Raw genomic sequence first — 25,546 nt, forward strand, 5'->3', positions numbered from 1 at the left:
TTCGCCGACTCGGACGCAGTCACTGATGGTGCCTGTGGTGATCGGCGTCGGATGTCGCGGCCTGCTCCAGAGCGCGGCTGTGCGCCACGAGGGCGTTGTAGTCTCGCGCGGCCCCGCGCAGCAGGATCTCGACGGCCTGCTGCGCCTCGGCGTCGGTGATGTGGCGGTCGCCGAACAGGGCGAGGTAGTGCACGAGGGCGCCGACCATGTCGAGCAGCACCTCCCGATCCGCATCGGGGCGCACGTCGCCGCGCCCGACCGCCCGGTCGATCGTGCAGGCGACTGCGCGCCGCGCGGGTTCGATCAGCGTCTCGAGGTACTGCGCTCTCAGATCGGCGCTCGTCGCGCACTCGGCGAGCAGGGCGCTGAGGACGTCCGGCCGGATCCGTCGGTAGGCGGCGAGGAACAGCGAGATGCTCTCGTCGAGATCGCACAGGGTGCATCCGGTGTCGGGGGAGCGCGGCGACTCCAGGCGTGAGCTGATCGCGGCCAGTGCGAGACGCGCGCGACCCGGCCAACGTCGATAGATCGCGGGGCGAGACGTCCCGGCCTTCCGCGCGACGGCCTCGAGGCTGAGTTCCTGGTACCCCGCCTCGTCCAGGATCGCCAGCGCCGCGTCGAGGATGGCGTGATCCAGCTGGGCGTCGCGGGGGCGCCCCGCGCCAGCTGGGCGACGGGAGGGTGTGGACATGCAGTCAGTGTAGCCGTAACATTACGTGCCATGACGGAACATAAATTGCGAGACACGGCGGCACCGGTTCGCGCATGGTGGGGGCTCGCCCTGCTCGTCGCTCCGATGCTCGCCCTCTCGACCGATCTCACCGCGCTGTTCTTCGCCATTCCCACGCTGGTCGCGGATCTCGATGCCTCGTCGACGGAGTCGCTCTGGATCGTGCACGCGTACGGCTTCCTCATCGCCGGCTTCCTGATCACGATGGGCCGGGTCTCGGAGCGGGTCGGCGCCCGCAGGCTCCTCCTCTGCGGCGCCTTCGCATTCGCCGTGCTCTCCGTCGTCGCGGCGTTCGCGGCGACTCCTGTCGCGCTCATCGTCACGCGCGCACTGCTGGGCATCGCCGGTGCGACTCTGATGCCCTCGCTGTTCTCCCTGCTCCGCGTGATGTTCCGCGACGATGCTCAGCGTCGGCTCGCGATTGCCGTCATGTTCAGCGCCTTCACGGTCGGCGGCGCGGTCGGCCCACTGCTGGGCGGGGCGCTGATCGAGGGGTTCTGGTGGGGTGCGATCTTCCTGATCAACGTCCCGCCGATGCTCCTGCTCGTCTTGCTCGGAGTGTTCGTTCTGCCGGAGCATCACGACCCCGGGGCGGGCTGCATCGACGCTGTCAGTGTCGCGCTGTCGGTGTCGGGGATGCTGATGCTGGTCTACGGGCTGCAGGAGGTCGCGGCCGGTGCGGAGGGAGGCGACGCGCCGTCTTCGCTCTGGGGCGCCGTCGCCTGCATCGCGGCAGGCCTTGCGCTCCTCGGCCTGTTCGTGCGGAGGCAGCGGCGGGCCGCCGACCCCCTGTTCGATCCAGCTCTGCTGGCGAACCGTCGCGTCGCGGCGTCACTGCTGACCCTGCTGATCACCGGAATCGGCACAGTGGGACTGTTCTTCGTCTTCACGCAGCACCTGCAGTGGGCGGGAGGCTTCCCTCCGCTCGTCGCCGGCGTCCTGACCCTGCCATACATCGTGACGGACATCCTCGGAGCGCTCGCTGCTCCCGCTATGGCTCGACGGTGGTCTCCTGCTCGTGTGATCACCGCGGGGCTCGTGGTGGTCGCGCTCGGTGCAGGGCTCACCGCGATCGCGGTCGCAGACGGCGCGATCTCGTTCCTCGTCGTCGCGGTGTCCGTCATCGGACTCGGCCACGGGGCCGCGATGGCCCTGGTGAGTGACGCGATCATATCGAGTGCGCCGGAGCATCGCGTCGGATCCGCCGCCGCTGCGCAGGAGGTCGGCGGCGAGCTCGGGGCAGCGCTCGGCGTTGCGGCGGCCAGGACCGTGGGGATCGTCGCGTTCCGCGCGTCGCTCGACGACTCGCTGCCGCCGAATATGCCGGCCGACACGACGGAGGCCCTGCGATCGAGCATTCACCAGGCGTTCGCGGTGGCTCACGAGGGCGCGGGCGGGTCCGCGTCCCTCGTCGAGATCCTGCGCGATGCGACGGCGCAGGGGCTGCTGGTATACGCGCTGATCGCGACCGTGCTCGTCGGGGCGACCGCGGGGATGTTCGCAGCCGCGTTCTTCGGGCGCACCGCGCGCTCACGGTCGGTGGGATGAACGACCGTCGCGCCAGTCACCCCCGCTGCCTTCACGAGGAGTGCAGTGGCAACGGGCCTTGACACACGCCCGCCGCGGCCCTAACGTACAACCAAATGGTTGCACAAACGGAGTTGAGCGAGACGGAGATCGACCGTGTCTTCCACGCACTGGCGGCGGCGACGCGGCGCGACATCCTGCGTCGGACGATCGAGCGCGAGCAGTCCGTCTCCGCACTGGCCCGCGACTACGACATGTCGTTCGCCGCGGTCCAGAAGCACGTGGCCGTGCTCGAAGAGGCGCGGCTCATCGTCAAGCGCGCGGAGGGGCGCGAGCGGCTCGTCCGCGCGAACCCCGAGATGATCGCGCGCGCCAGGGCCCTGCTGGGCCGATACGAGCAGCTGTGGCGCGCCCGCATCGCGCGCCTCGACGACCTGCTGGCCGAACCGCACGACACCACTGGATCAGGAGATTGACATGCCCGTCACCGATGTCACCACCGACGCCGAGAGTCTCACCATGACCGTCGTCGCAGACTTCGCAGCGCCCATCGAGCGCGTGTGGAGCGCCTACGCCGACCCGCGCCAGCTCGAGCGCTTCTGGGGTCCTCCCGGCTGGCCTGCGACGTTCACGGCCTTCGACCACACGGTCGGGGGAATGGCGCAGTACACGATGGCCGGCCCGCGCGGCGAGCGCTCCTCGGGGTCGTGGGAGTTCCTCGAGATCGACGAGCCGCGGGGGTTCGCGGTGATCGACCGGTTCGTCGACGACGAGGGCCGTCCGCTCGAGGGCTTTCCCTCCCTGCGCATGACGTTCTCCTTCGAGGAAGCGGGCGACGGCACGCGGATGGTCACCACGAGCCACTTCGACTCGATCGAGGCGCTCGAGCAGGTCGTCGAGATGGGTGCGATCGAGGGCACGCGGATGGCCATGGCCCAGCTGGACGCCGTGCTCCAGGACCTGCGCGCCTACGCACAGGGGAAGGGGACGCGCGTCGAGGAGCTCGACGACACCCACGTGCGGATCACGCGTCTCGTGGAGGGCCCGCGGGAGCTCGTGTGGCGGGCCCACCACGACCCCGACCTGCTGCGGCAGTGGATGCTCGGTCCCGACGGGTGGGAGATGACCGAGTGCGTCGTCGCGCTCGCTCCCGGTGACCGGCACAGCACGTCGTGGGCGCCGGTCGGCGAGACCGAGGGCGAGGCCTTCGGCTTCGAGGGGGAGGCGCTCCTCATCGAGGCTCCGCGGCGCGCTGTCACGACGGAGCGCATGAAGGGCACCGAAGGGCCCGAGACGCTCAACGACCTCAACCTGTACGAAGAGGACGGCGCGACCCTCATCACGCTCCTCATCGAGTACCCCGACAAGGAGACGCGCGACATGATCCTCGCGACCGGGATGGCCGACGGCATGGAGGCCTCGTACGCCCGCCTCGAGAGGGACGTGCTCGTCGCCTCCGGTCGCTGACTCGCCGCGGCCGCGTCACCCGAGGTGGCGCGGCCGCGTTCTGGGCGTACTCTGTTGACAGTCAACGACGTTCAGGGAGGCACGATGCGGGACAAGGTCGAGCGCGGCGTATCGCTCGGAACGCAGGTCGCGGACATCATCCGGCAGCGCATCGTGCGCGGCGAGCTCCAGGCCGGCGACCGCCTGACGGAGGAGGGTGTCGCCGAGGAGTTCCAGGTGAGCCGCGGGCCGGTGCGCGACGCCGTTTCGCAGCTGAGCTACGAGGGCCTCGTCGAGGTGCGGCGCCCGAGGGGCATCTACATCCTCGGGCTGTCGGCCGATGACGTCGAGCAGCTGTACAGCCTGCGGGGCGCGCTCGAGCGGCTCGCCGTTCAGCGCGCGATGGATGTGACGGACGACGAGCCGTGGCGCCGCGTCTGGCAATGCGTCGAGCGGATGGCTGTCGCAGCCGATGAGGGCGATCATCCCGCCTTCCAGAAGGCCGACGTCGAGTTCCATTCGCTCTTCTACGAGATGGCGCGGCATCCGCGTCTTCTCGCGACCTGGCGTCAGTACGAGCCGACGTTCGCCGCTCTGCTCGACGTGACGATCAACCACGACGACGACCTGCACGAGTCGTCTGAGGCGCACCGGCGCTTGTATGACGTGCTGCGCTCCGGTGATCGAGCCGCCGCCGAGGCGGAGCTCATCGAGCATCTGCGAGGCGCGGAGGAGCGCATGCGGCTGGAGCTCGTCGCTCGGCGCTGACTCTCCTCGGATGATCTGAGCGCGGTCAGCGTTGACTGTTAACAGTAAACGTGCAAGACTCGGCTCAGCCGACAGAGCCCGTCGGTTCCGCGCCGAGAGGAGCAATGATGCCCCGGTACATCCGTTTCACCGCAGCGTTCGCGGCGGCAGGCCTGGCCGCGACCGCGCTGGCTGCCTGCACGCCGGTGGCTGAGGGCGGCGACAGCTCGTCCTATCCCGAAGAGGACATCCGCCTCATCATCCAGGCTGACGCGGGAGGCGGCTCCGACCTCTCATCGCGCGCGCTCGCGACGGAGCTCGAGAAGATCCTCGGCGTCAGCGTGATCCCCGAGAACATGCCCGGGGCATCCGGAGCGCTGGCGATGGAGTACGTCGCCGAGCAGGAGCCCGACGGCTATGTCATCGGCTTCGGTCCGGTCGAGATCTCCATGCTGAACACGACCCAGAACGCAGACGTGCTCCCGGAGAACTACGACCTCCTCGGACAGATCATGCTCGCGCCCGGCGTCATCTCGGTCAGTGCTGACAGCGGCATCGAGACGCTCGAGGATCTCATCGAGCAGGGTGAGTCCGGCGCGCTGACGGTTGCCAATTCCGGCGCCGGCTCGATCTGGGAGGCCGCCACTCTCGGCCTCGGCGACGCGACGGGGGCCCAGTTCACTCCGGTCGCGTACGACGGCGGCGCGACGGCGGTGAGCGCCGCTGCATCGGGTGAGGTCGTGGCCGCGGTCTCCGGAGTCGGCGAGGCTCTCGCTCAGGCTGAGTCGGTCCGGATCCTCGCCATCATGCACGACGAGCGTCATCCCGACCTGCCCGACGTCCCGACGGTCGCGGAGGCGATCGGCGAGGAGATCGAGTTCGGCGGCTGGGGTGGGATCTACGCCCCCGCAGGGCTTCCTGACGACGTGCACGACACCCTCGAGTCCGCGATCGCGGAGGCGGTCGAGACCGAGTCCTACCAGGACTTCCAGAAGAGCTCGGGCAACCTCGTGGTGTACCGCGACTCCGCGGAGTTCACGACCTTCGTCGACGAGCAGTTCACTCGCTTCCAGGAGCTGCTCGGCTGATGAACGTCGACGCTGAGACGGAGCCGGGCACAACGCCCCGCCCCTCTCGAGCACTCGAGATCGCCTTCGCAGGCACCGCCCTGGTCTTCTGCGTGGTCTACTTCGCGCTGGGGCTGCAGATCGAGCTGCGGCGCGAAGTGCCCGGTCAGATGGACGCGCGCACCTGGCCGCTCGTCCTCGGCGTCCTCGGAATCGTCGTCTCGCTCGTGCTCGTCGCGATCGCGATCACCCGACCGCCGTCGACGAGGAGCGACCTGGAGCGCGTCGCCGTCGGCGGCCCGCTCAGGGTCGTGCTCACGCTGCTCGTCTCGGGCGGGTTCCTCGCTCTCTGGTCGTTCTCCGATGTGATCGCATTCGGGTACCGCATCCAGCTGTTCCCGATCGCGGCGGCGATCTACCTGCTCGCTCTGCTGCTGCTCTTCGGACAGCGGCGCCTGATCGGACTCATCGTCTATCCCGTCGCGGTGACGGCCTTCGTCTACGTCGTCTTCGGCCTGCTGTTGAGGATCCCGCTATGAACCCGCTGATCGAGGGCCTGTCGTCCCTCATGGACATCTCCGTCCTCCTGTACATGTGCGTGGGACTCCTCCTCGGCTTCCTGGTCGGAGCGTTCCCCGGCATCACCGCGACGATGGCCGTCGCGCTCGCCGCCGGGTTCACCATGACGCTCGACCCTGTCCAGGGACTCGCGGTCCTGCTCACCATCTACGTCGCCGCGAACTTCGGCGACCGGGTGCCGGCCATTCTCGTGAACACGCCGGGCACACCCGCGTCGGTGGCGACCACGCTCGACGGATACCCCATGGCGAAACAGGGAAGAGCGGGGCTCGCCCTGACCATCTCGGCGATCGTCAGCGCGGTCGGGATCCTCGCCTCCGTCATCCTCTTCGCCGCACTCGCCGTGCCGATCGCGACGCTGGCCAGGAACCACTTCCGCTCGCCCGAGCTGTTCGCCCTGGTGGTGTTCGGCATCGCGATCATGATCGGCATCTCGTCGAAGTCCATGATGAAGGGGATCCTCGCGGGCCTGATCGGGCTCATGCTCGGAACCGTGGGCACCTATGCCGCGACAGCGGACCAGCGCTTCACCTTCGGAGTGCTCGAGCTGTCGGAGGGCCTCAACTTCATCGCCGTCATCATCGGGCTCTTCGGCATCGCGGAACTGCTCGATCAGCTGCTCACGCATCACGCATCGAAGGTGCGTCCCATCTCGTCGCTCGGGCGCTGGTTCCCGAACGGCCGCGAACTGCGGCAGACCGGGCGAGCGGTCGCGGTGAGCGGCGCGGTCGGCCTCGGTGTGGGTCTGGTTCCCGCGGCAGGCGGCGACATCGCCGGTCTCATCGGATGGGAACGGGCGCGCGCGGTCTCGCGGCACCCCGAGATGTTCGGCAAGGGATCGATCGAGGGAGTCGCGGCTTCGGACACCGCCTCGAGCGCGACTCTCGGCGGGTCCCTCACGACCACCATGGCGCTCGGCATCCCGGGCGACTCCGTCATGGCCGTCATGATCGGCTCGATGATCATCTGGGGCATCACCCCGGGGCCCACGCTCTTCGCCGAGCGCCCGGAGCTCGTCGTCTCGATCGCGACGATCATGATCGTCGCGACGGTGCTCTCCCTGGCGCTGAGCCTCGTGCGCATGCGCGGGATGGTGAAGCTCCTGGACATCCCGCGGCCCTATCTGTGGAGCGGCATCCTCGTGTTCTGCATCATCGGGACCTACGCCACGTCGAACAGCCTCTCGGCCGTCATCCAGATGCTCGTGTTCGGTGTCGTCGGGCTCGCCTTCAAGCGCCTCGAGATCCCCGCAGGCCCCGTGGTGCTCGGCCTCCTTCTCGGTCCCCTCGCAGAGCAGAATCTCGCTCGCACGCTGGCGATCCTCCCGACCGAGCCGTTCTTCAGCGTGGTCAGCCCGATCGCACTCGTGCTCATCGCTCTCGCGATCGCCTCGATCATCGTGCCGGTCGTCCGCAACGCGCGGCGATCGCCCGAGCAGCGTCGGTCCTTCGCCGAATCGGTCCTCAGCGAGGACACCGTCGCCGAGATCGAGGAGGCGCACGACGAGCTGCGCGCGCGCCCGGATCTGCTCACATCGACCATCCGCAACGACGAAGCCGACCCTGCGCGCGAGCGCACGGCGCGAAAGAACCGCAAGGAGCCCCGTTCATGACCCGCCGAGACATCCTCACCGCCGTGCCGACCTCGTTCCTCGCGGACGGCCGACTCGACCTCGAGGGGAGCCGCGCGATCTTCCGCTACGTCGCGGAGTCGGGGAACGAAGGGGCTTTCGTCCTCGGGACGACGGGCGAATTCCCGGCCGTCGACGACGCCGAGTTCGCCGAGCTCGTCGAGGCCGCGCTGGCGGATCTCGCCGACGCCATGCGCGTCGTCGTGCACGTCGGGGCGACCAGCGCGTTCGAGGCGGTCCGCCGCGTGCAGATCGCCCGCCGCCTGGGTGCCCGCGAGTTCGCCGCGGTCACCCCCTACTACCTCCCCTCGTCGGAGGCCGGTCTGTTCGCGTACTTCGCCGCCATCTCCGAGGCGGTCGGCGACGGGCAGCTGTACGTCTACGCGTATCCGGCCCGCACGGGGAACCCCGTCTCGCCGGAGCTTCTGGCCCGCCTCGCCGAGCTGCCCAACGTGGTCGGGATCAAGGCCAGCGAGCTCTCCCTCGAGCAGATCGCGGCCTATCGCGCGGCGGTGCCCGCGGACTTCGTCATCTACACGGGAGCGGATCGCGACCTCGTCGCGGCCGGAGAGGTCGGCGCCCAAGGCGTGGTGTCCGGAGTCTCGTCGGTGCTGCCGAAGCCGTTCCGTGCACTCGCAGCCGCTGCCGACTCCGGTGACGCGGACGCGATCGCCCGTGCGCAGGCCGCCGTCGACGACGTGGTGTCGGTCATCGGCGGCGACATGCCGCGCATGAAGGCCGCCTACCGCGCGATGGGGGTCGCGGATGGGCGATGCCGGATGGCGCTCGACGAGCCGGACGCCGCCGCCCTCGCCGAGATCGACCGCGTCATCGCGACGCACCGCTGAAGGAGCCCCATGTCCTACGCATTCCCTGAACCGTCCACGCGGCCCGCGCTCGCCCCGAAGACGGCGTATCTCATCGCGTCGGGCGATCTGCGCGAGTCCGCGAACGTCGCAGGATGGCCCACGCAGGTCGCGCTCGAGTCCGCGGTGACGCGCGTGCTGAACGACCTGGGGTGGCAGGTCATCCGCGCCAACGACGTCGATCCCGCGACGGGTCACGGGTTCATCTCGAGTCAGCGGATGGGCCTCGAGGTGTTCAAGACGATCCCGGTCGACGCGCCGCTCATCGTCGCCGAGGCGGTGTGGCAGTACTCGCACCACGTCCTGGCGGGTCTCCGCACGCATCGCGGGCCGGTCCTGACGGTCGCGAACTTCGCGGGCGACTGGCCGGGCCTCGTCGGCCTCCTGGGCCTCAACGCGGGCCTGACGAAGATGGGCAAGGACTACGCCACGATCTGGTCGACCGACTTCCAGGACGAGTGGTTCCGGAGCGGGATCCGCGAGTGGGTCGAGACCGGTCGCATCACGCACGACGCCTCTCACGTGCGGCCGCTGCCCGAGCTGCCGGCGTCTCCCGAGCGGGACCTCGGTCGCGCGCTGGGCGATCAGCTGCTCGCGGACAAGGCGATCATCGGCGTGTTCGACGAGGGCTGCATGGGCATGTACAACGCCATCTTCGACGACGAGCTGCTGAACCCGACCGGCATCTACAAGGAGCGTCTGTCGCAGTCCGCCCTGTACGCCGAGATGCTGACGGTGCCGGACGCGGAAGCCGACGCCGCCCGCGACTGGCTGGTCGACCGCGGAATGAGGTTCCGCTTCGGCAGCGATGAGGCGTCAGAGCTCACCGAGTCGCAGGTGCGCTGGCAGATGAAGATGTACATCGCGGCCCTGCGCATCGCCGATGACTTCGGTCTGGACGCCGTGGGCATCCAGTACCAGCAGGGCCTCAAGGACCTGGTCCCGGCATCCGATCTCGCCGAAGGCGTGCTCAACTCCACCGAGCGCCCACCGGTGTTCTCGCGCGACGGTCAGCGCGAGCTGTTCGCAGGCCGCGCTCTCCCGCACTTCAACGAGGCCGACGAGGGTGTCGCCGTCGATGCGCTCGTGACCGACCGGGTGTGGACGGCGATGGGTCTCGTGCCCGACAACACCCTGCACGACGTCCGCTGGGGCGAGGACTACGAGGGCGACTTCGTCTGGGTCTACGAGATCTCCGGCTCGGTCCCCGGATCGCACCTGGGCGGGTGGGACCAGGCCGAGGGATGGCGCCAGGACCCGGTGTTCTTCCCGGCCGGCGGGTCGACGATCAACGGCGTGTCCCGGCCGGGGGAGCTCGTCATCTCGCGGGTCTTCATCGCGGACGGCGTGCTTCAGGCCGACATCTTCCGCGGAACCGCGATCGAGCTGCCCGAGGAGGAGACCGCGCGCCGGAAGCAGGCGACCAACCCCGAGTGGCCCATCGCGCATGTCGTGCTCCACGGCATCACGCGTGACCAGTTCATGGCCCGGCACAAGGCGAACCACGCTCAGGTGGTCTACGCGCCCGACGCCGCCACGGCCGACCGGGCGCTCGTCGCGAAGGCGGCCATGCTCGACCGCATGGGCATCCGCGTGAATCTCGTGGGGGACGTGCGCCTGTGACTGGCGAGACCGGGCGCGCACTAGCGTGGACGTCGTGAACCGCACGGGCCCCATCGTCGTCCTCGGCAGCGCCAACATGGACCTCGTCACGCGGCAGCCGCGTCTCCCCGAGCCGGGCGAGACGATGGCCGGCTCCGACTTCTCGACGGGCGCCGGCGGCAAGGGCCTCAACCAGGCCGTGGCCGCTCGCCGCGCCGGAGCCGATGTCGCGTTCGCGGGCGCGGTCGGCGACGACGGGTTCGGGCGCGAGCTGCGCGCTTTCCTGGAGGGCGAGCGCATCGCGACCGACGCGCTGCGGACATCCGCTGCGCCGACGGGCATCGCCCAGGTCAGCGTGCTCGACGGCGGCGAGAACAGCATCGTCATCGTGGCGGGCGCGAACGGCGAGGAGGAGCTGACGGATGGCGACCGCGCGCTGATCGCGTCGGCTGCGGCCCTCGTCGTGCAGCTCGAGCGCCCGCTCGCCCTCGTCGAGCGCGCCCTCGCCGCCGGTCGGCAGGCCGAGGCGCTCACGGTGCTCACCCCCGCCCCGGTCGACGCCGAGGCGGCGCGACTGCTGCCGCTCGTGGACATCCTCGTGCCGAACGAGTCGGAGGCGCTCGCGCTGTCGGGCGCTTCCGACGTCGAGGCCGCCGCGCGGCGCCTCAGCGCGGAGGCGGGCACGGTCATCGTCACGCGCGGGTCGAAGGGCGCGCTCATCGCACGCGGCGGCGACATCGTCGCCGCCGTGGCGGCGCGCGAGGTCGAGGCCGTCGACACGACGGGCGCGGGCGACACGTTCGTCGGCGTGCTCGTCGCGTGGCTCACCCGCGGCGAGCCGCTCGAGGCGGCCGTCGAGGCGGCGACGGCGGCTGCCGCGATCGCGGTGACCCGGCCCGGGGCCGCGCCCGCGATGCCGACGCGCGAGGAGATCGACGCCGCGCTCGGGTGACCGGCGCGCATTGTGTCCGTACTGTGGCCATCCGGTTACCGGAACGGCGGGTTCTGTCATCTGAGCCTGGGACAATCGCCCTGTGAGCCCGGAGATCTGGACCCGCATGGGTGAGACAGCCGCCATCTGGCCAGGACGCAACTGGCCGCTCGGAGCGACCTGGAGCGAGGAGTCGACGAACTTCGCGGTCTACGCGCCCAACGCGACGCGCGTGTGGCTGTGCCTGTTCGACGAGAACAACTCCGAGACGCGGCACGAGCTCACCGAGCACTCCCAGAGCATCTGGCACGGCGCCCTTCCCGGCATCCGCCCCGGGCAGCGCTACGGCTACCGCGTCGACGGCCCGTGGGATCCGGCGCAGGGCCTCCGGCACAACCCGCAGAAGCTCCTCCTCGACCCGTACGGTCTCGCCACGAGCGGCACGATCATCGCCGAGCAGCCGATCTTCGGCGTCCGCGAGGACGACCCCGCCGTGCGCGACGACACCGACTCGGCCGCGTACACGGCGCGGAGCGTCGTCGTGGACCCGTCGTTCGACTGGGGCGACGACGAGCCGATGAAGACGCGCTGGCGCGACACGGTCATCTACGAGCTGCACGTGAAGGGGTTCACGAAGCTGCACGACCGCGTCCCCGAGCACCTGCGCGGCACCTATGCGGGCCTCGCCGAGCCGGCGGTCGTCGAGTACCTCCGCGACCTCGGCGTCACGGCCGTCGAGCTGCTGCCCGTGCAGCAGTTCTTCTCGGAGCCGGGCCTCCTCGAGCGCGGGCTCGTCAACTACTGGGGCTACAACACCCTGTCCTACTTCGCGCCCGACGCGGCGTACTCGTCGTCGGGCGATCGCGGCGAGCAGGTCGACGAGTTCAAGCGGATGGTGAAGGCGCTGCACGGAGCGGGGATCGAGGTCATCCTCGACGTCGTCTACAACCACACGGCGGAGGCCGGCCCCCACGGGCCGACCCTCTCGTTCCGCGGGCTCGACGACCGCGGCTTCTACAAGCGGCTGATCCCGGAGAACGGCGGGTTCGACGACACCTACTGGGATGTCACGGGCTGCGGCAACACCGTCAACACGGGCGACCCCTACGCGCTGCGCCTCATCCTCGACTCGCTGCGCTACTGGGTCACCGAGATGCACGTCGACGGGTTCCGGTTCGACCTCACCTCGGCGCTCACGCGCACGGGCTACGACATCGACTTCGCGTGCGCGTTCCTCATCGCGGTCGACCAGGACCCGGTGCTGCGTCACGTCAAGCTCATCGCCGAGCCGTGGGACGCGTCGATGGACGGCTACCTCGTCGGCCGCCTGCCGCAGCCGTGGGTCGAGTGGAACGACAAGTACCGCGACACCATCCGCGACTTCTGGCGCGGGCACGCGCAGATCAAGGACGTCGCGACGCGGCTCGCGGGCTCGAGCGACCTCTACGCCGACGACGGCCGCTCCGCGTACAACTCGGTGAACTTCATCACGGCGCACGACGGCTTCACCGTGCGCGACCTCGTCAGCTACGACCACAAGCACAACGAGGCGAACGGCGAGGACAACCGCGACGGCACCGACAACAACCGGTCCTGGAACCACGGCGTCGAGGGCGAGACCGACGACGCCGAGATCGTCGCACTGCGCCGTCGCCAGGCCGCGAACCTCATGATGACGCTGTGCCTGTCGAACGGCGTGCCGATGATCACGGCCGGCGACGAGCGCGGCCGCACGCAGCGCGGCAACAACAACGCCTACTGCCAGGACAACGAGATCTCGTGGATGGACTGGCGCCCCGACGACGCGTGGCTCGACGTGTACGAGCTCACCAAGGCGGCGCTCAGGCTCCGGCGCGAGCACCTGGCGCTGCGGCAGCGGCACTGGTTCGAGGGGTCGCCGACGATCAAGGGCGGCCCGGCCGACCTCGTCTGGCTGCACCCCGAGGGGCGCCGCATGCGCACGGCCGACTGGGCGGATGGCGGGCTCAGGACCATCGGGATGTTCCTGTCCGGCGGTCCGCTGCGCGAGCCGGGCCCGCACGGCGAGCAGCTCGTCGACCACTCGTTCCTGTTCTGGTTCAACGCGGGCGAGACCGAGGTGACGATCACGTTCCCCGAGAACGAGTGGATCAGCATGGGCGACGTCGTGCTCTCGACCGATGAGGCGGTGCCCCCGGGCACGCGCGTCACGGTGGAGGCGCCGCTCGTCATGGCGCCGCGCACCGTGGTCGTGATGCAGTCGCTGCAGGCTCCGCTCTGACGCGGGCCGGGCCGCTCGACCCTACGCGGTGGCGACCAGGCCCAGCTCGGCGACCGAGGCGAGGTGCTCCTCCTGGGGCACGACGCGCACGGTGTACCCGAACGCGCCCGAGCGGTCGAGGGTGATCCCGCCCGCGAAGCAGACCCGTCCGCCCTCGTAGCTCTCCACCGGCGAGAGCGCCGTGTACGTCGGGTCCGCGATCTCGTCCTCGCCGACCGCGCGCCCCGAGACGAGCTGCACCGCGACATCCGCCGGCCGCAGGTCGCCCAGCGCGACGAACGCGCGCACCGACAGCTCGGCGCCGACCTCGGCGGCGTCGCCAGGGCCACTCGACTCGACGTGCTCGACGCGCACCGCGTGCCATCCGGCCGCGACGCGCGCCTTCCAGGCCGCGAGGTCGATCGCCGCGGCGAAGCCGTCGTCGAGCGCCCGTCCCGACGTCGCGGCCGGCGCATAGAGCTCGGTGACGTAGTCGCGCACCATGCGGGTCGCGAGCACCTTCGGGGCGAGCGACACGAGCGTGTGCCGCACCATCTCGAGCCAGCGGATGGGCAGCCCGTCGGCGTCGCGGTCGTAGAACCGCGGCGCGATCTCGCGCTCGACGAGGTCGTAGAGCGCGGCGGCCTCGAGGTCGTCGCGCTTGTCGGGGTCGTCGAGGCCGTCGGCCGAGGGGATGGCCCAGCCGTTGTCCCCGTCGAACCACTCGTCCCACCATCCGTCGAGGATCGAGAGATTGAGCCCGCCGTTCAGCGCGGCCTTCATGCCGCTCGTGCCGCAGGCCTCGTAGGGGCGCAGCGGGTTGTTGAGCCAGACGTCGCAGCCCGGGTAGAGCGGCAGGGCCATCGCGATGTCGTAGTTGGGCAGGAACACGATGCGGTGGCGGACCTCGGGGTCGTCGGCGAAGCGCACGAGATTCTGGATGAGCTTCTTGCCGCCGTCGTCGGCGGGGTGCGCCTTGCCAGCGACGACGAGCTGGATGGGCCGCTCGGGGTCGAGCAGGAGGCGCTTGAGTCGCGCGGGGTCGCGGAGCATGAGGGTGAGGCGCTTGTACGACGGAACGCGCCGCGCGAAGCCGATCGTGAGCACATCCGGATCGAGTGCGTCGTCGATCCAGCCGAGCTCGGCCTCCGCCGCGCCGCGCTTGCGCCACGAGGCGCGCAGCCGATCGCGCGCATCGAGGACGAGCCGCTCGCGCATCGCGCGCTTGAGCTCCCACATGCGGCGCGACGGCGCGGTGACGATCGCCTGCGCGAACTCCGCGGGGTCGCCGTCGGGGTCGGCGCCGAGCTCGGCCACGAGCTGCTGGAACTCGCGAGCCACCCACGTCGGGGCGTGCACGCCGTTCGTGATGGAGGTGATCGGCACCTCCGCCTCGTCGAACGCGGGCCACAGGCCGTGGAACATCTCGCGGCTCACGTGTCCGTGCAGCTGCGAGACCCCGTTCGCGCGCTGCGCGAGGCGGAAGCCCATCACGGCCATGTTGAACACGCCGGGGTCGCCGCCCGGGTAGCTCTCTGCGCCGAGCGCGAGGACCCGGTCGAGCGGCACGCCCGGCGTCGCGCCGTCGGATGCGAAGTACTGCTCGATGAGCGTGCGGGGGAAGCGGTCGATGCCCGCGGGCACGGGCGTGTGCGTCGTGAACACGGTCGAGGCGCGGCACACCTCGAGCGCCGCGTCGATGTCGAGGCGCGGGCCCGCCGCGTCGACCGTGAGCTCGCGGATGCGCTCGAGCCCCTGGAACCCGGCGTGCCCCTCGTTGGTGTGGTACACCTCGGGCACGGGCGCGCCGGTCAGGCGGCTGTAGGCCCGCAGCGCGCGCACGCCGCCGACGCCGAGCAGCAGCTCCTGGCGGAGCCGGTGCTCGCTGTTGCCGCCGTACAGGCGGTCGGTGACGGCGACGTGGTGATCCGGGGCCCCCTCGACCGCCGTGTCGAGCATGAGCAGCGGCACGCGCCCGACCCTCGCGACCCAGATGCGCGCGACGAGATCGCGGTCGCCGGGCTGGGCGATCGAGATCGTCGCGGGCGTGCCGTCCGGCTCGCGCAGAGCCGTGATCGGCAGCTCGTCGGGGTCGAGCAGCGGGTAGCTCTCCTGCTGCCAGCCCTCGCGCGACAGCGCCTGCGAGAAGTAGCCGTGTCGGTAGAGCAGGCCCACGCCGACGATCGGGACGCCGAGGTCGCTCGCCGCCTTGAGGTGATCGCCCGCGAGGATGCCGAGGCCCCCGGAGTACTGCGGCAGCACCGCCGTGATCCCGAACTCGGGGGAGAAGTACGCGATCGCGCGCGGGCCATCCGCGACCTGGCGCTGATACCAGCGGTCCTCGGCGAGGTAGCGCTCGAGGCTCGCCTCCGCCTGCCCGAGGCGCGCGAGGAAGCCGTCGTCACCGGCGAGCTCGTCGAGCCGCTCGCGCGAGACCGATCCGAGCACGTGCACGGGATCGTGCGTCGCGGCCCACGCGTCCGGCGCGACCTCGGCGAAGACATCCTGCGTGGCGGGATGCCAGGACCATCTGAGGTTCCCGGCGAGGCTGCCGAGCGCCGCGATTGGGGCGGGGAGGACGGGTCGGACGGTGAAGCGACGGATGGCGCGCATGCGCACACGGTAGTGCATGGACGTAGCCATGTCAGCACAAGGGGGTTGACACGAGGTGTCGGGGCGTGCGGCTCCGTCAGTCCTCGGGGGACGCGCCCCACGCCGTGTACTCGATCACGGTGTCGGCGGGCAGATCGAGCGTGTCGCTGCCGCCCCGGTACACGACGTCGGCCGCGATGAACTGGCGCGTGTCCTCGTCGAGGACGACGGTCACGTCGAACGCCGGCCGCTTCTCGGTGGTGACGGAGAGCGCGACGCCCTCGCGCCCGAGACGATCGGTCACCGAGCCGAGCAGCTCGACATCCCCCGTCCGCATCAGGAGCTCGAGAGCCGCGGCGGACTGCTCTCCGGACAGCGTCCATTCGTCGAGGAGCGCGTCGACCGCACCCCACACCTGCAGGCCGTCAGCCTCCTCGGGCAGATACGCACGCTCCCTGAGGTACGCCGCGAGAGCGTCGGCGTCCGACGGGGGAGATTCGTAGAACCATCCCTCGTAGCTCGCCTCGTCCCACTCCTCGGCGGTCATGCCCTTGGCCGCGGGCGGAAGCGGGAACTCCTTCTCGACGACCTCGCCGTCCTCGATCGAGTAGGCGTCGCCGGGGACCGTCTCGAGGTGGCCGGTGCCGTCGTCGTCCCAGACCCAGCGCGCCCAGAAGGGGGCGATGACGCGCTCATCCGCGATCTCGCGGTCGTAGTGCCAGGTGACATGCCAGCCGCCGCGCTCTCCGGCCGTGCTCGCGGTCTCCAGTGCGGCGAGCGACTCGTCCACGACCTCGTCGAGGGATGCCGCGAGCGGCGCGGCCTCGAGCAGGGGCGGTGTCACCGCCACCGCGGGTGCGGGCGCCGCGACCTGGGCGGCGACGACCACCGCCGTCGCGAGCGCCATCGCCGCGAGCGGCGTGATCCAGGCCACGCGGATGGCCGTGCGCGACCGCCCAGGGCGCCTCCCGTCCATCGCGCGCTCGAGGCGCGCCCATTCCGCCGCGGTCGGCCGGGCATCCGCGCCCGAGGCCGCGGGATCCATCGCGCGGAGCCCTTCGGCGATCCGCTCATCCGTCCACTGCATTCCCACTCACCTGCTCTCTGTCTCGCGGGGCTCGGCGGGTGCCGCGAGGCGGGAGCGGAGCGCGTCCCGCGCCCGGCTCAGCCGCTTCCACACCGCGGCCTCGCCGCATCCCAGCACCTTCGCGGCGTCTGCCGCGGAGAGTCCGTCCCAGTACACGAGCACGAGGACCTCGCGCTCCTTCGGCCGCAGCCCCGCCATCGCGATGGCGAGCTCGGCGCTCTCGAAGCCATCCGACCCGTCGGCGTGCCGGCCCGCCTCGAGGAGGTGCGCGGTCGCCGCGCGCTCCCTGTCGCGCTTCCGGTAGGCGTCGCCGATGCGGTTCCGTGCCGTGCGCAGCAGCCAGGGCAGCTCGAACGGCGCCGCGGGGTCGAAGCGGCGCCACGCGATCTCGAAGCTGTCCATCGCGATCTCCCTCGCCTGCTCGCGGTCGTCGACGCGGCGCTCCGCGAAGCGGAGGACCGTGGCGAAGTGCGCGCGGAAGAGGCTCTCGAACGCGGCCCTCGCGCCATCCGCGGCGGTTCGCGCCGAGGCTCTCGCCGCGAGGGGGAGGTCGCTCTCGGAGCCGAGATCGGCCGGCACGCTGCTCACGTCGGTCAGCCCTCGACGGTGTAGCCGTCGACGGCCGCCAGCATCTCCGTGCGGAGCTCCGACCAGCGGTCGCGCTGCGCGCGGATCTCGTCGGCGTGCTCGACGATGTAGGCGACCTGCGCCGTCCACTCCGCGTCGTAGCGCTCGGCGTTCCACCCGCTCGTCGCGCGGCATGCTGCGTCAGCGGAGGCCAGTTCGATCTCGGCGGCCGTCGGCGCAGGCCAGGGGACGACGTCCTTGAGGCCCGTGAGGCCCCAGTCCTCCGCGTCGGCAGTCGTCGGCATGAGCGTCGGGTCGTCCGTGCGCCGCTCGAACCCGGCCTCGGCGAGGCACCGGGACCACGTCCTCGCCGCCGCCGCGACCTCCTCGTCCTCCGCGGCGCGCTCGGCCGCGAAGGTGAGACCGGGCGACAGGATCCCGTTGATGATCTCGACCTCGATGCGCGACCAGTCGTGCTGCTCGCGGACGCCGTCGAGGCAGTCCTGGAAGGCCGTCTCGAACCCGGGGGTCGAGCCCGCGATCCGGTTCAGCAGCTGATGGGCCTCCTGGCCCGCGACGTCGACCTCGCCCGCCGTGTGGTACCCGTGCGCGTCAGCCCACTCCTGAGTGAGCGGGGCCCGGCCGTGCGTGCTCGCGTCGATCTCCGCGACGTCCTCCTCGGGGATCGGCCAGTCGAGGCCGGCTCCCTCGAGGCATGCCGCGACGAGCACGTTCTCGGCGTGGTTCCCGAGACCGCCCTCGACCCCGGGGAACAGGCTCGGCAGCGGCAGCCTCCAGGCGGCCAGGTCCCGCTCGGGCAGCTCGATGCCCTCGACCACGTCGCCGGGCTCGGCGCTCGCGGCGATCTCGGCCCCGTGCGCCGACGCGCACCCCGCCGCGAGCAGCGCGACCGCGCCCACCGCCACCGCGGCCATCCCGTGTCGCATCCGTGTCCTCATGCGCATGTCCTCTCGTTCCGACCGCGCGGTTCACGGGCGGTCATGGGGGAGGTTGTCGCAGGTGCGGGATCCTGACGCGATTCCCGAGACCGCGGGACCGTGAGCCCCTCCGCAGACATTCTGCGGGGCGAAGGGCGCCCCTGCCGGCGAGCCCATGTGCGGTGGTCGAGAGCAACGCTGGATGATGTGGAAAATATCCTATAGGATCGTGCTCGACCACGGATGACGACGTCCACGAGGAGGCGGCGCGATGACGCGACTGTTCAACGACCCTGCGGCGTTCGCCGACGAGATGACCGAGGGCTTCGCCGATGCGGCCGCGCGCTGGGTGCAGCGCGTGCCGGGCGGCGTGGTCCGCGCCACGGCGGCCGATGAGCCGACCGTCGCGCTCGTCGTCGGCGGCGGCAGCGGCCACTATCCGGCCTTCGGCGGCCTGGTCGGGCCCGGCCTGGCGCACGGAGCGGCCATGGGCAACCTGTTCGCCTCGCCCTCGGCGCAGCAGGTGTACTCGGTGGCCAAGGCCGCCGATCAGGGCCGCGGCGTCCTGCTGTCGTACGGCAACTACGCCGGCGACGTGCTGCACTTCACGCAGGCGCAGGACCGCCTGAACGCCGAGGGGCACGACGTGCGCACGGTGCTCGTGACCGACGACGTCTGGAGCGCCCCGGCCGATCAGCAGGAGAAGCGCCGCGGCATCGCCGGCGACCTCGTCGTGTTCAAGATCGCGGGCGCCGCGGCCGAGGCCGGCATGGACCTCGACGACGTCGAGCGCCTCGCCCGGCACGCCAACGCCCGCACGCGCTCGTTCGGCGTCGCGTTCGGCGGGTGCACGATGCCGGGGGCGGACGCCCCGCTCTTCGAGGTGCCGAAGGGGCGGATGGCCGTGGGCCTCGGCATCCACGGCGAGCCCGGGATCGACGAGGTGGACATCCCGACGGCCGAGGGCCTGGCCGGGATGTTCGTCGCGAAGCTGCTCGAGGAGCTGCCCGACGGCGTGACCGTCGCCGGGGCGCGCGTGGTGCCGCTGCTGAACGGCCTCGGAAGCGTGAAGAGCGAGGAGCTCTTCGTCGTCTACCGCACCGTGCACCGCCTGCTCGACGAGGCGGGCGCGACCGTGGTCGAACCCGAGGTCGGCGAGCTCTGCACGAGCTTCGACATGGCGGGCTGCTCGCTCACCCTGCTGTGGCTGGACGACGAGCTCGAGCGCCTGTGGGCCGCGCCCGCCGACAGCCACGGGTACCGGAAGGGAGCGGTCGCTCCGCAGCGTCGCGTCGAGGTCCATGTCGACGAGGAGGATGCGCAGCTGCCGATCGGCCCCGCGTCCGAGGCCTCGCGGGCTCTGGGCGACGTGATCGCGGGCGCCCTCGCCGATGTCGCGCAGGCCCTGGACGACGCCGCCGACGAGCTCGGCCGCATCGATCGGGTGGCAGGCGACGGCGACCACGGCATCGGCATGCAGCGCGGCTCGCATGCTGCTCGCGACGCCGGTCGCCGCGCGAGCGAGGCCGGCGCCGGCGCCCAGACGGTGCTCGCGCATGCCGCCGAGGCCTGGAGCGACAAGGCGGGCGGGACCTCGGGGGCGATCTGGGCCGAGATCCTGAAGACCGTCGGCACGGCCCTGACCGACGACGAGGCCGTCACCGCGCAGCGGGTCGCCGACGGCGTGCGCGCGGCGAGTGACGCCGTGCGGGCGTTCGGCAAGGCCGAGGTGGGCGACAAGACGATGGTCGACGCCATCGTGCCCTTCGCCGAGACGCTGAGCGCCGAGGTCGCCGCCGGCCGCCGCCTCGGCGACGCATGGGCTGCCGCGACCGATGCCGCCGAGGCGGCTGCCCGGTCGACCGCCGACCTCGTCGCGACGCTGGGCCGCGCTCGCTCGCACGGCGAGAAGTCGATCGGCACGCCCGACCCGGGAGCGGTGTCGTTCGCGCTCGTCTGCCGCACCGTCCACCGCGCCTTCGTCGACGCGCCCGCGACGACGTGATCCCCACGAGACCGAAGGAGTGACCATGGCCCTGCGCCTCATCGTCGGCTGCGACGACGCCGGCTACCAGTACAAGGAGATCCTCAAGGGAGACCTCGAGGCGAGCGACCTCGTCGAGAGCGTCGCCGACGTCGGCGTCGACGCCGACGGGCACACGTCCTACCCCCGGATCGCGATCGAGGCGGCCGAGCGCATCGCGCGCGGCGAAGCCGACCGGGCCATCCTGATCTGCGGCACGGGGCTCGGTGTCGCGATCGCCGCCAACAAGGTCAAGGGCATCCGCGCCGTGACCGCGCACGACTCGTTCTCGGTCGAGCGCTCGATCCTGTCGAACAACGCGCAGGTGCTCTGCATGGGCCAGCGCGTGGTGGGCATCGAGCTGGCGCGCCGTCTCGCCGCGGAGTGGCTGACGTACACGTTCGACCCGTCCAGCGCGTCGAACGACAAGGTCAACGACATCTGCGCGTACGAGGGCGACTGAACCGTGGCGCGCTTCGTCGTCGGCGCGAGCCTGAAGGCCTACTTCGGTCGCGAGCGCACGATGACCTGGGCTCGCGCCGTGGATGAGCTGAGCCGAGCGCATCCCGCCGTGCGCTCGGGGGCGGTCGAGCCGTTCGCGATCCCGGGCTTCCTGTCGATCGCGGAGGTCGCGGCGGTCGCCGCCGACGGGCCGCTGCGCGTCGGCGCGCAGGACGCGCACTGGGACGACGGCGCGTTCACAGGGGAGGTGTCGCCGCGGCAGCTCGCCGAGTTCGGGGTGAGCCTCGTCGAGGTCGGCCATGCCGAGCGGCGTCGCCACTTCGGCGAGACCGACGAGACCGTCGCGCGGAAGGCGGACGCCATCCTCGCCGCGGGGTTGACGCCGCTCGTGTGCGTCGGGGAGGAGAGCGAGGGGGCACCGCAGGATGCGGCGCGTGCGGCCGTGCGGCAGCTCCAGGCGTCGCTCGCCCCCGCGCTCGCCGCAGGACGCGACGGGCGGGTGCTCGTGGCATACGAGCCGGTCTGGGCGATCGGAGCGCCGGAGCCGGCGCCCGACGAGCACATCCGCGTCGTGTGCGCGGAGCTGCGCGCGGCGCTGCGGGCGATGGGCATGGCCGCCGATTCGGCCGTCCTCTACGGCGGCAGCGCCGGACCGGGGCTGATCTCGCGCATCGGCGCGGCCGTCGACGGGCTCTTCCTCGGTCGCTTCGCACATGATCCCGAGGCGTTCGGCCGTATTCTCGACGAAGCGGGATCCCTCGCCCAGAGCGACGGGGTCCGGCGGCCCGGAACGGAGTGAGCGCCGAGGAGGAGCACGCGTGAGCAGTCTGCCGCTGGGACGCGTCGTCGAGATCGAGCGGCGCGGTCTGCGAGACCGTGTGTACGATCTGATCCTCGAGATGCTGCTGACCGGCGAGGTCGAGCCGGGTGCGCGCCTGTCGATCGACTCGATGGCCCGCCTTCTCGACGTGTCGCCGACGCCCGTGCGGGAGGCGATGGTCCAGCTGGAGCGCACCGGCCTCGTGACCCGCGAGGCGCTGCGCGGCTACCGCGTGGCTCCTCCGCTCGCGCCCGAGGAGCTCGAGCAGCTGTTCGACGCGCGCCTGGTCATCGAGACGGCCGCTGCCGGCGGCGCCGTCAGGGGAGGCGCTGCCGCGGTGACCGCGCTCCGCGCAGCGCATGCGGGGCACGTCGACGCGGCCGAGGCGGTCATCGCCGCCCACGACGACGCGGGCGTGCCGCTCGAGGTGACGAAGGCCTATTTCGCCGCGGACGGCGAGTTCCATCGGCAGCTGTTCCTCGCGAACGGGAATCACTACCTGCTGGAGATGCACGACGGGCTCGGCGCCCTGACGCATCGGATGCGCCAGGCCGTCATGGGCGGGCCCGACGACGTCCGCGAGGCGGTCGCCGAGCATGAGACGATCCTCGACGCGGTCGAGCGCGGCGACGCCGAGGCGGCCGTCGCCTGCATGCGCGCGCACCTCGAGAAGGTGCGGGCGCGCTCCCTGCGCGACACCGACCGCTGATCCCGCGCGCACGGTCGCGCAGCCGCCGCGTCTGACGGCGGGGTCTCCGCTGATCCCTCGGATCCTCGGATCCGCCCTTGACGCGTCGTGGCAAAGATCCTATAGGATCGATGATGCGCCGCCGATGGCGCGAGAACGCAACGGAGCACACCACATGGCGACTGCATACGAGTACACCCGCGAGGGATGGCCGATCGCGACCTGCTTGCACGGATTCCCCACGGTGGGGCGCGACGGCACGGCCCTGCACGACGCGGCCCCCGAGGTGTGGGACGACATGTTCGAGCAGATCGAGGAGGTCGGCTTCGACCTCGCCGAGCTCGCCGACAGCCACGTGCGCCCCGCCGATCTCGAGGCGAGCCGCCGCGACGAGCTCCTCGCGATCGCCCGATCGCACGGCGTGCGCATCCCCAGCGTGCACTTGCAGCGCCGGAGCGTGATCTGGCCGGGGCGCGAGGACGAGAACCTCGCGTACGCCCACCGCACGATCGACGCCGCGGCCGAGTGGGGCATGGACGTCTTCTCGACCGGCCTCCACCAGCCCTTCAGCGAGGCCCAGCGGGATGCGCTGTGGTTCTGGACCGCGCAGGGCCCGAAGGACCCGGATGACCCGGAGGTCTGGACGGCGGCCGTGTCGCGTCTGCGGGAGCTGGGCCGGCACGCGGCAGAGGTCGGCCTGCAGATGTCGCTCGAGATGTACGAGGACACCTACGTCGGCACAGCCGACAGCGCCGTCCGGCTCATCGAGGACATCGGCCTCGACAACGTCGGCATCAATCCCGACATCGCGAACCTCATCCGCCTGCATCGCCCCATCGAGGACTGGCGCGAGATGTTCGCCAAGACGCTTCCGTACACGAACTACTGGCACGTCAAGAACTACACGCGCGACGAGGCGGGCGACGGATCGTGGGCCACGTCGGTCCCGACGAGCATGGAGCTCGGCCTCATCAACTACCGCCAGGTCGTGCGCGAGGCCATCAACGAGATCGGCTTCCGCGGCATCTTCCTCATGGAGCAGTACGGCGGCGACTCGCTCGGCGTCTGCGCCACGAACGCGCGATACCTCCGCACCCTCATCCCCCGCAACATCAAGGAGCGTCAGCAGTGACCACCATCGCCATCGTCGGATCGGGCTACATGGGCGGCGGCATCGCCCAGGTGCTCGCGCTCGCCGGCTACGACGTCCGCATCGCCGACGTCTCGGCGGAGATCGCCGCCGCCAACCTCGAGCGCCTCCTCACCGAGGCCGGGCAGTTCGTCGCAGACGGACTGTTCCCGGCGGACGCCGTCGAGCGGATCCAGGCGCGCCTCACGGCCGCCGCATCCATCGAGGAGGCCGTGGCGGGCGCCGACCTCATCGAGGAGGCCGTGCCCGAGAAGATCGAGATCAAGCACGCCACCCTGTCCCGCATCTCCGCCGCGGCCCGGCCCGACGCCGTCATCGGATCCAACACGTCGACGATCCTGATCGCGTCGCTCGCGACCGCCGTGGAGCATCCCGAGCGCTTCCTCGGGGTGCACTTCTCGAACCCCGCTCCGTTCATCCCGGGTGTCGAGATCATCCCCCACGAGGGCACCGACGAGGCCATCCTGCCGTTCGTCGAGGAGGTCGTGCGGGCCACGGGCAAGCAGACCGCGCGCGTGAAGGACTCGACGGGCTTCGTGCTCAACCGCCTCCAGTACGCGCTGTTCGCCGAGGCGTCGCAGCTCGTCGAGGAGGGCGTCGCGTCGGCCTCCGACGTCGACACGATCGTGCGCACGACGTTCGGCTTCCGCCTTCCGTTCTTCGGCCCGTTCGCGATCGCCGACATGGCCGGGCTCGACGTCTACGCCTTCTGCTACGAGTCGCTGCAGACCCGGTGGCCCGAGCGCTTCGCCACCCCGGCCGCCCTGCAGGAGCTCGTCGACGCCGGCAAGCTCGGCACGAAGTCGGGCGGGGGATTCCTCGACGTCCCCGCCGAGCGCACGCCCGAGCTGGTGGCCTACCGCAACAGGGCGTACGTCGCGATGCAGAAGCTGCTCGACGAGCTGGGCCCCGCCCCGATCGAGCCCGCGGCGCAGGCCTCGGAGGTCGTCCGATGAGCGCGTTCCCGGCAGAGCGCACCGTGATCCTGACCGGCGCGGCGTCGCCGCGCGGCATCGGCCGGGCCACGGCGCACTACCTCGCCGAGCGGGGCTGGAGCATCGGCATCATCGACCTCGACGAGGCGGCCGCGCAGGGCGTCGCCGACGAGATCGCCGAGCAGCACGGCGTCACAGCCGCGGGAGCCGGGGCCGACGTCGCCGACGAGGTGCAGGTGCGCGCCGCCTTCGATGCGCTCGAGCCGCGGCTGCCGACGCTCGTCGCGCTCGTGAACCTCGCGGGCGTCTCGTCGCCGGATCCGTACCTCGAGGTCACGCCCGAGGAGTGGAACCGCGTCATCGCGATCAACCTCAACGGCGTGCACTACGCCACACGGCGGGCCGCGGAGACGATGACCGCGAACGGGCTCGGCCGCATCGTGAGCATGTCGTCGATCTCGGCACAGCGCGGCGGCGGCACGTTCTCGAAGACCGCGTACTCCGCGGCCAAGGCCGGGGTCATCGGCTTCACCCGATCGGTCGCGCGCGAGCTCGGGCGTCTCGGCGTGACCGTGAACGCGATCGCTCCTGGCCCCATCGACACCGACATCATGGGCGGCACCCTCACCGAGGAGCGGAAGACGGCCATGGCCGCCGACGGCGTGCTGCCCCGCATCGGCTCCCCTCGCGACATCGCCGCGGGCGTCGCCTACCTGATCAGCGAAGACGCCGGCTATGTGACGGGCCAGACCCTGAACATCGACGGCGGCACCTACATGCACTGAGGAGTCCTCCATGACCACCGGCAGCTGGAGCAAGTCCCGCCTGGCGTTCCTCGCCCTCGGCATCGTCCTCGTCGGCATCGGGATCTGGCAGATCCTCGCGGTCTGACCCGCACCGACGACCTCGACCCGACACCC

General features: G+C 71.1%; 23 protein-coding genes. 18 read left to right on the top strand and 5 right to left on the bottom strand.

Annotated features, from left to right (window positions below):
* Positions 1–19: 19 nt before the first annotated feature.
* The gene (locus M1D56_RS01145) at positions 20–691 is read right to left on the bottom strand and encodes a TetR/AcrR family transcriptional regulator (protein WP_456284413.1); all 672 of its coding nucleotides are present in this window, start codon (positions 689–691) and stop codon (positions 20–22) included.
* Positions 692–721: 30 nt separating this feature from the next.
* Between M1D56_RS01145 and M1D56_RS01150 the strand changes: the two genes are divergently transcribed.
* From M1D56_RS01150 to glgX, 11 genes are all read left to right on the top strand, one after another.
* A complete protein-coding gene (locus tag M1D56_RS01150) occupies positions 722–2,278 on the top strand; it encodes an MFS transporter (protein ID WP_456284414.1) in 1,557 nt (518 codons plus the stop codon).
* A gap of 95 nt (positions 2,279–2,373) precedes the next feature.
* Positions 2,374–2,733, top strand: a complete 360-nt coding sequence (locus M1D56_RS01155) for an ArsR/SmtB family transcription factor (RefSeq protein WP_455969054.1) — start codon at positions 2,374–2,376, stop codon at positions 2,731–2,733.
* A gap of 1 nt (position 2,734) precedes the next feature.
* Positions 2,735–3,724, top strand: a complete 990-nt coding sequence (locus M1D56_RS01160; RefSeq protein ID WP_456284415.1) for an SRPBCC family protein — start codon at positions 2,735–2,737, stop codon at positions 3,722–3,724.
* 84 nt (positions 3,725–3,808) lie between these two features.
* Entirely contained in the window at positions 3,809–4,471 is a 663-nt protein-coding gene (locus tag M1D56_RS01165; RefSeq protein ID WP_271174598.1) for a GntR family transcriptional regulator, read from the top strand.
* A gap of 107 nt (positions 4,472–4,578) precedes the next feature.
* Positions 4,579–5,538, top strand: coding sequence for a tripartite tricarboxylate transporter substrate binding protein (locus M1D56_RS01170; protein WP_456284416.1), 960 nt, complete (start codon positions 4,579–4,581; stop codon positions 5,536–5,538).
* Entirely contained in the window at positions 5,538–6,056 is a 519-nt protein-coding gene (locus M1D56_RS01175) for a tripartite tricarboxylate transporter TctB family protein (protein WP_456284417.1), read from the top strand. The genes M1D56_RS01170 and M1D56_RS01175 overlap by 1 nt, the downstream gene beginning before the upstream one ends.
* Positions 6,053–7,708: a tripartite tricarboxylate transporter permease gene (locus tag M1D56_RS01180; RefSeq protein ID WP_324012984.1), complete on the top strand. Its 1,656-nt coding sequence runs from the start codon at positions 6,053–6,055 to the stop codon at positions 7,706–7,708. The genes M1D56_RS01175 and M1D56_RS01180 overlap by 4 nt, the downstream gene beginning before the upstream one ends.
* Entirely contained in the window at positions 7,705–8,574 is an 870-nt protein-coding gene (locus tag M1D56_RS01185; protein WP_324012982.1) for a dihydrodipicolinate synthase family protein, read from the top strand. The genes M1D56_RS01180 and M1D56_RS01185 overlap by 4 nt, the downstream gene beginning before the upstream one ends.
* Positions 8,575–8,583: 9 nt before the next feature.
* The gene (locus M1D56_RS01190; protein ID WP_456284418.1) at positions 8,584–10,215 is read left to right on the top strand and encodes a fucose isomerase; all 1,632 of its coding nucleotides are present in this window, start codon (positions 8,584–8,586) and stop codon (positions 10,213–10,215) included.
* A gap of 34 nt (positions 10,216–10,249) precedes the next feature.
* The gene (locus M1D56_RS01195; RefSeq protein WP_456284419.1) at positions 10,250–11,146 is read left to right on the top strand and encodes a ribokinase; all 897 of its coding nucleotides are present in this window, start codon (positions 10,250–10,252) and stop codon (positions 11,144–11,146) included.
* 82 nt (positions 11,147–11,228) lie between these two features.
* Positions 11,229–13,385, top strand: a complete 2,157-nt coding sequence (gene glgX / locus M1D56_RS01200; protein ID WP_456284420.1) for a glycogen debranching protein GlgX — start codon at positions 11,229–11,231, stop codon at positions 13,383–13,385.
* 21 nt (positions 13,386–13,406) lie between these two features.
* Here glgX and glgP read toward each other — a convergent pair whose 3' ends face one another.
* The 4 genes from glgP to M1D56_RS01220 form a co-directional block, all read right to left on the bottom strand.
* On the bottom strand, positions 13,407–15,977 hold the full coding sequence (glgP, locus tag M1D56_RS01205) for an alpha-glucan family phosphorylase (protein ID WP_456284421.1): 2,571 nt from the start codon (positions 15,975–15,977) through the stop codon (positions 13,407–13,409).
* A gap of 76 nt (positions 15,978–16,053) precedes the next feature.
* Positions 16,054–17,043 carry a CU044_5270 family protein gene (locus tag M1D56_RS01210; RefSeq protein ID WP_456285253.1) on the bottom strand — a complete coding sequence of 330 codons (990 nt, stop codon included), beginning with the start codon at positions 17,041–17,043 and terminating at the stop codon, positions 16,054–16,056.
* Between the two features lie 6 nt (positions 17,044–17,049).
* Complete coding sequence (locus M1D56_RS01215; RefSeq protein WP_456284422.1) at positions 17,050–17,631, bottom strand: RNA polymerase sigma factor; 582 nt, start codon at positions 17,629–17,631, stop codon at positions 17,050–17,052.
* Positions 17,632–17,636: 5 nt separating this feature from the next.
* On the bottom strand, positions 17,637–18,569 hold the full coding sequence (locus M1D56_RS01220) for a hypothetical protein (RefSeq protein ID WP_456284423.1): 933 nt from the start codon (positions 18,567–18,569) through the stop codon (positions 17,637–17,639).
* Positions 18,570–18,819: 250 nt separating this feature from the next.
* On the opposite strand from M1D56_RS01220, the gene M1D56_RS01225 reads away from it, so the two are divergent.
* The 7 genes from M1D56_RS01225 to M1D56_RS01255 all read left to right on the top strand — a co-directional run bounded on the left by M1D56_RS01225 (position 18,820) and on the right by M1D56_RS01255 (position 25,411).
* On the top strand, positions 18,820–20,553 hold the full coding sequence (locus M1D56_RS01225) for a dihydroxyacetone kinase family protein (RefSeq protein WP_456284424.1): 1,734 nt from the start codon (positions 18,820–18,822) through the stop codon (positions 20,551–20,553).
* A 25-nt stretch (positions 20,554–20,578) separates the two neighbouring features.
* Positions 20,579–21,034, top strand: coding sequence for a ribose-5-phosphate isomerase (locus M1D56_RS01230; protein WP_374727757.1), 456 nt, complete (start codon positions 20,579–20,581; stop codon positions 21,032–21,034).
* 3 nt (positions 21,035–21,037) lie between these two features.
* Positions 21,038–21,832 carry a triose-phosphate isomerase family protein gene (locus tag M1D56_RS01235; protein ID WP_456284425.1) on the top strand — a complete coding sequence of 265 codons (795 nt, stop codon included), beginning with the start codon at positions 21,038–21,040 and terminating at the stop codon, positions 21,830–21,832.
* Between the two features lie 19 nt (positions 21,833–21,851).
* Positions 21,852–22,562, top strand: a complete 711-nt coding sequence (locus tag M1D56_RS01240; protein ID WP_271173405.1) for a GntR family transcriptional regulator — start codon at positions 21,852–21,854, stop codon at positions 22,560–22,562.
* A gap of 154 nt (positions 22,563–22,716) precedes the next feature.
* On the top strand, positions 22,717–23,673 hold the full coding sequence (locus M1D56_RS01245) for a sugar phosphate isomerase/epimerase family protein (protein WP_456284426.1): 957 nt from the start codon (positions 22,717–22,719) through the stop codon (positions 23,671–23,673).
* A gap of 29 nt (positions 23,674–23,702) precedes the next feature.
* Positions 23,703–24,647, top strand: a complete 945-nt coding sequence (locus M1D56_RS01250; RefSeq protein ID WP_456285254.1) for a 3-hydroxyacyl-CoA dehydrogenase family protein — start codon at positions 23,703–23,705, stop codon at positions 24,645–24,647.
* Positions 24,644–25,411, top strand: a complete 768-nt coding sequence (locus M1D56_RS01255) for an SDR family NAD(P)-dependent oxidoreductase (protein WP_421074971.1) — start codon at positions 24,644–24,646, stop codon at positions 25,409–25,411. Before M1D56_RS01250 ends, M1D56_RS01255 begins: the two co-directional genes overlap by 4 nt.
* Positions 25,412–25,546: the final 135 nt, after the last annotated feature.

This window comes from Microbacterium sp. JZ101, assembly GCF_053903175.1.

Excerpts from the sequence above, each read along its gene's own strand:
- M1D56_RS01185 (WP_324012982.1), top strand. The coding sequence starts at position 7,705 with ATGACCCGCCGAGACATCCTCACCGCCGTGCCGACCTCGTTCCTCGCG.
- M1D56_RS01230 (WP_374727757.1), top strand. The coding sequence starts at position 20,579 with ATGGCCCTGCGCCTCATCGTCGGCTGCGACGACGCCGGCTACCAGTAC.
- M1D56_RS01150 (WP_456284414.1), top strand. The coding sequence starts at position 722 with ATGACGGAACATAAATTGCGAGACACGGCGGCACCGGTTCGCGCATGG.
- M1D56_RS01210 (WP_456285253.1), bottom strand. The coding sequence starts at position 17,043 with ATGCAGTGGACGGATGAGCGGATCGCCGAAGGGCTCCGCGCGATGGAT.
- M1D56_RS01165 (WP_271174598.1), top strand. The coding sequence starts at position 3,809 with ATGCGGGACAAGGTCGAGCGCGGCGTATCGCTCGGAACGCAGGTCGCG.
- M1D56_RS01160 (WP_456284415.1), top strand. The coding sequence starts at position 2,735 with ATGCCCGTCACCGATGTCACCACCGACGCCGAGAGTCTCACCATGACC.
- M1D56_RS01245 (WP_456284426.1), top strand. The coding sequence starts at position 22,717 with ATGGCGACTGCATACGAGTACACCCGCGAGGGATGGCCGATCGCGACC.
- M1D56_RS01190 (WP_456284418.1), top strand. The coding sequence starts at position 8,584 with ATGTCCTACGCATTCCCTGAACCGTCCACGCGGCCCGCGCTCGCCCCG.
- M1D56_RS01250 (WP_456285254.1), top strand. The coding sequence starts at position 23,703 with ATGGGCGGCGGCATCGCCCAGGTGCTCGCGCTCGCCGGCTACGACGTC.
- M1D56_RS01170 (WP_456284416.1), top strand. The coding sequence starts at position 4,579 with ATGCCCCGGTACATCCGTTTCACCGCAGCGTTCGCGGCGGCAGGCCTG.
- M1D56_RS01175 (WP_456284417.1), top strand. The coding sequence starts at position 5,538 with ATGAACGTCGACGCTGAGACGGAGCCGGGCACAACGCCCCGCCCCTCT.
- M1D56_RS01180 (WP_324012984.1), top strand. The coding sequence starts at position 6,053 with ATGAACCCGCTGATCGAGGGCCTGTCGTCCCTCATGGACATCTCCGTC.
- M1D56_RS01145 (WP_456284413.1), bottom strand. The coding sequence starts at position 691 with ATGTCCACACCCTCCCGTCGCCCAGCTGGCGCGGGGCGCCCCCGCGAC.
- M1D56_RS01220 (WP_456284423.1), bottom strand. The coding sequence starts at position 18,569 with ATGAGGACACGGATGCGACACGGGATGGCCGCGGTGGCGGTGGGCGCG.
- M1D56_RS01225 (WP_456284424.1), top strand. The coding sequence starts at position 18,820 with ATGACGCGACTGTTCAACGACCCTGCGGCGTTCGCCGACGAGATGACC.
- glgP (WP_456284421.1), bottom strand. The coding sequence starts at position 15,977 with ATGCGCGCCATCCGTCGCTTCACCGTCCGACCCGTCCTCCCCGCCCCA.
- M1D56_RS01255 (WP_421074971.1), top strand. The coding sequence starts at position 24,644 with ATGAGCGCGTTCCCGGCAGAGCGCACCGTGATCCTGACCGGCGCGGCG.
- M1D56_RS01155 (WP_455969054.1), top strand. The coding sequence starts at position 2,374 with ATGGTTGCACAAACGGAGTTGAGCGAGACGGAGATCGACCGTGTCTTC.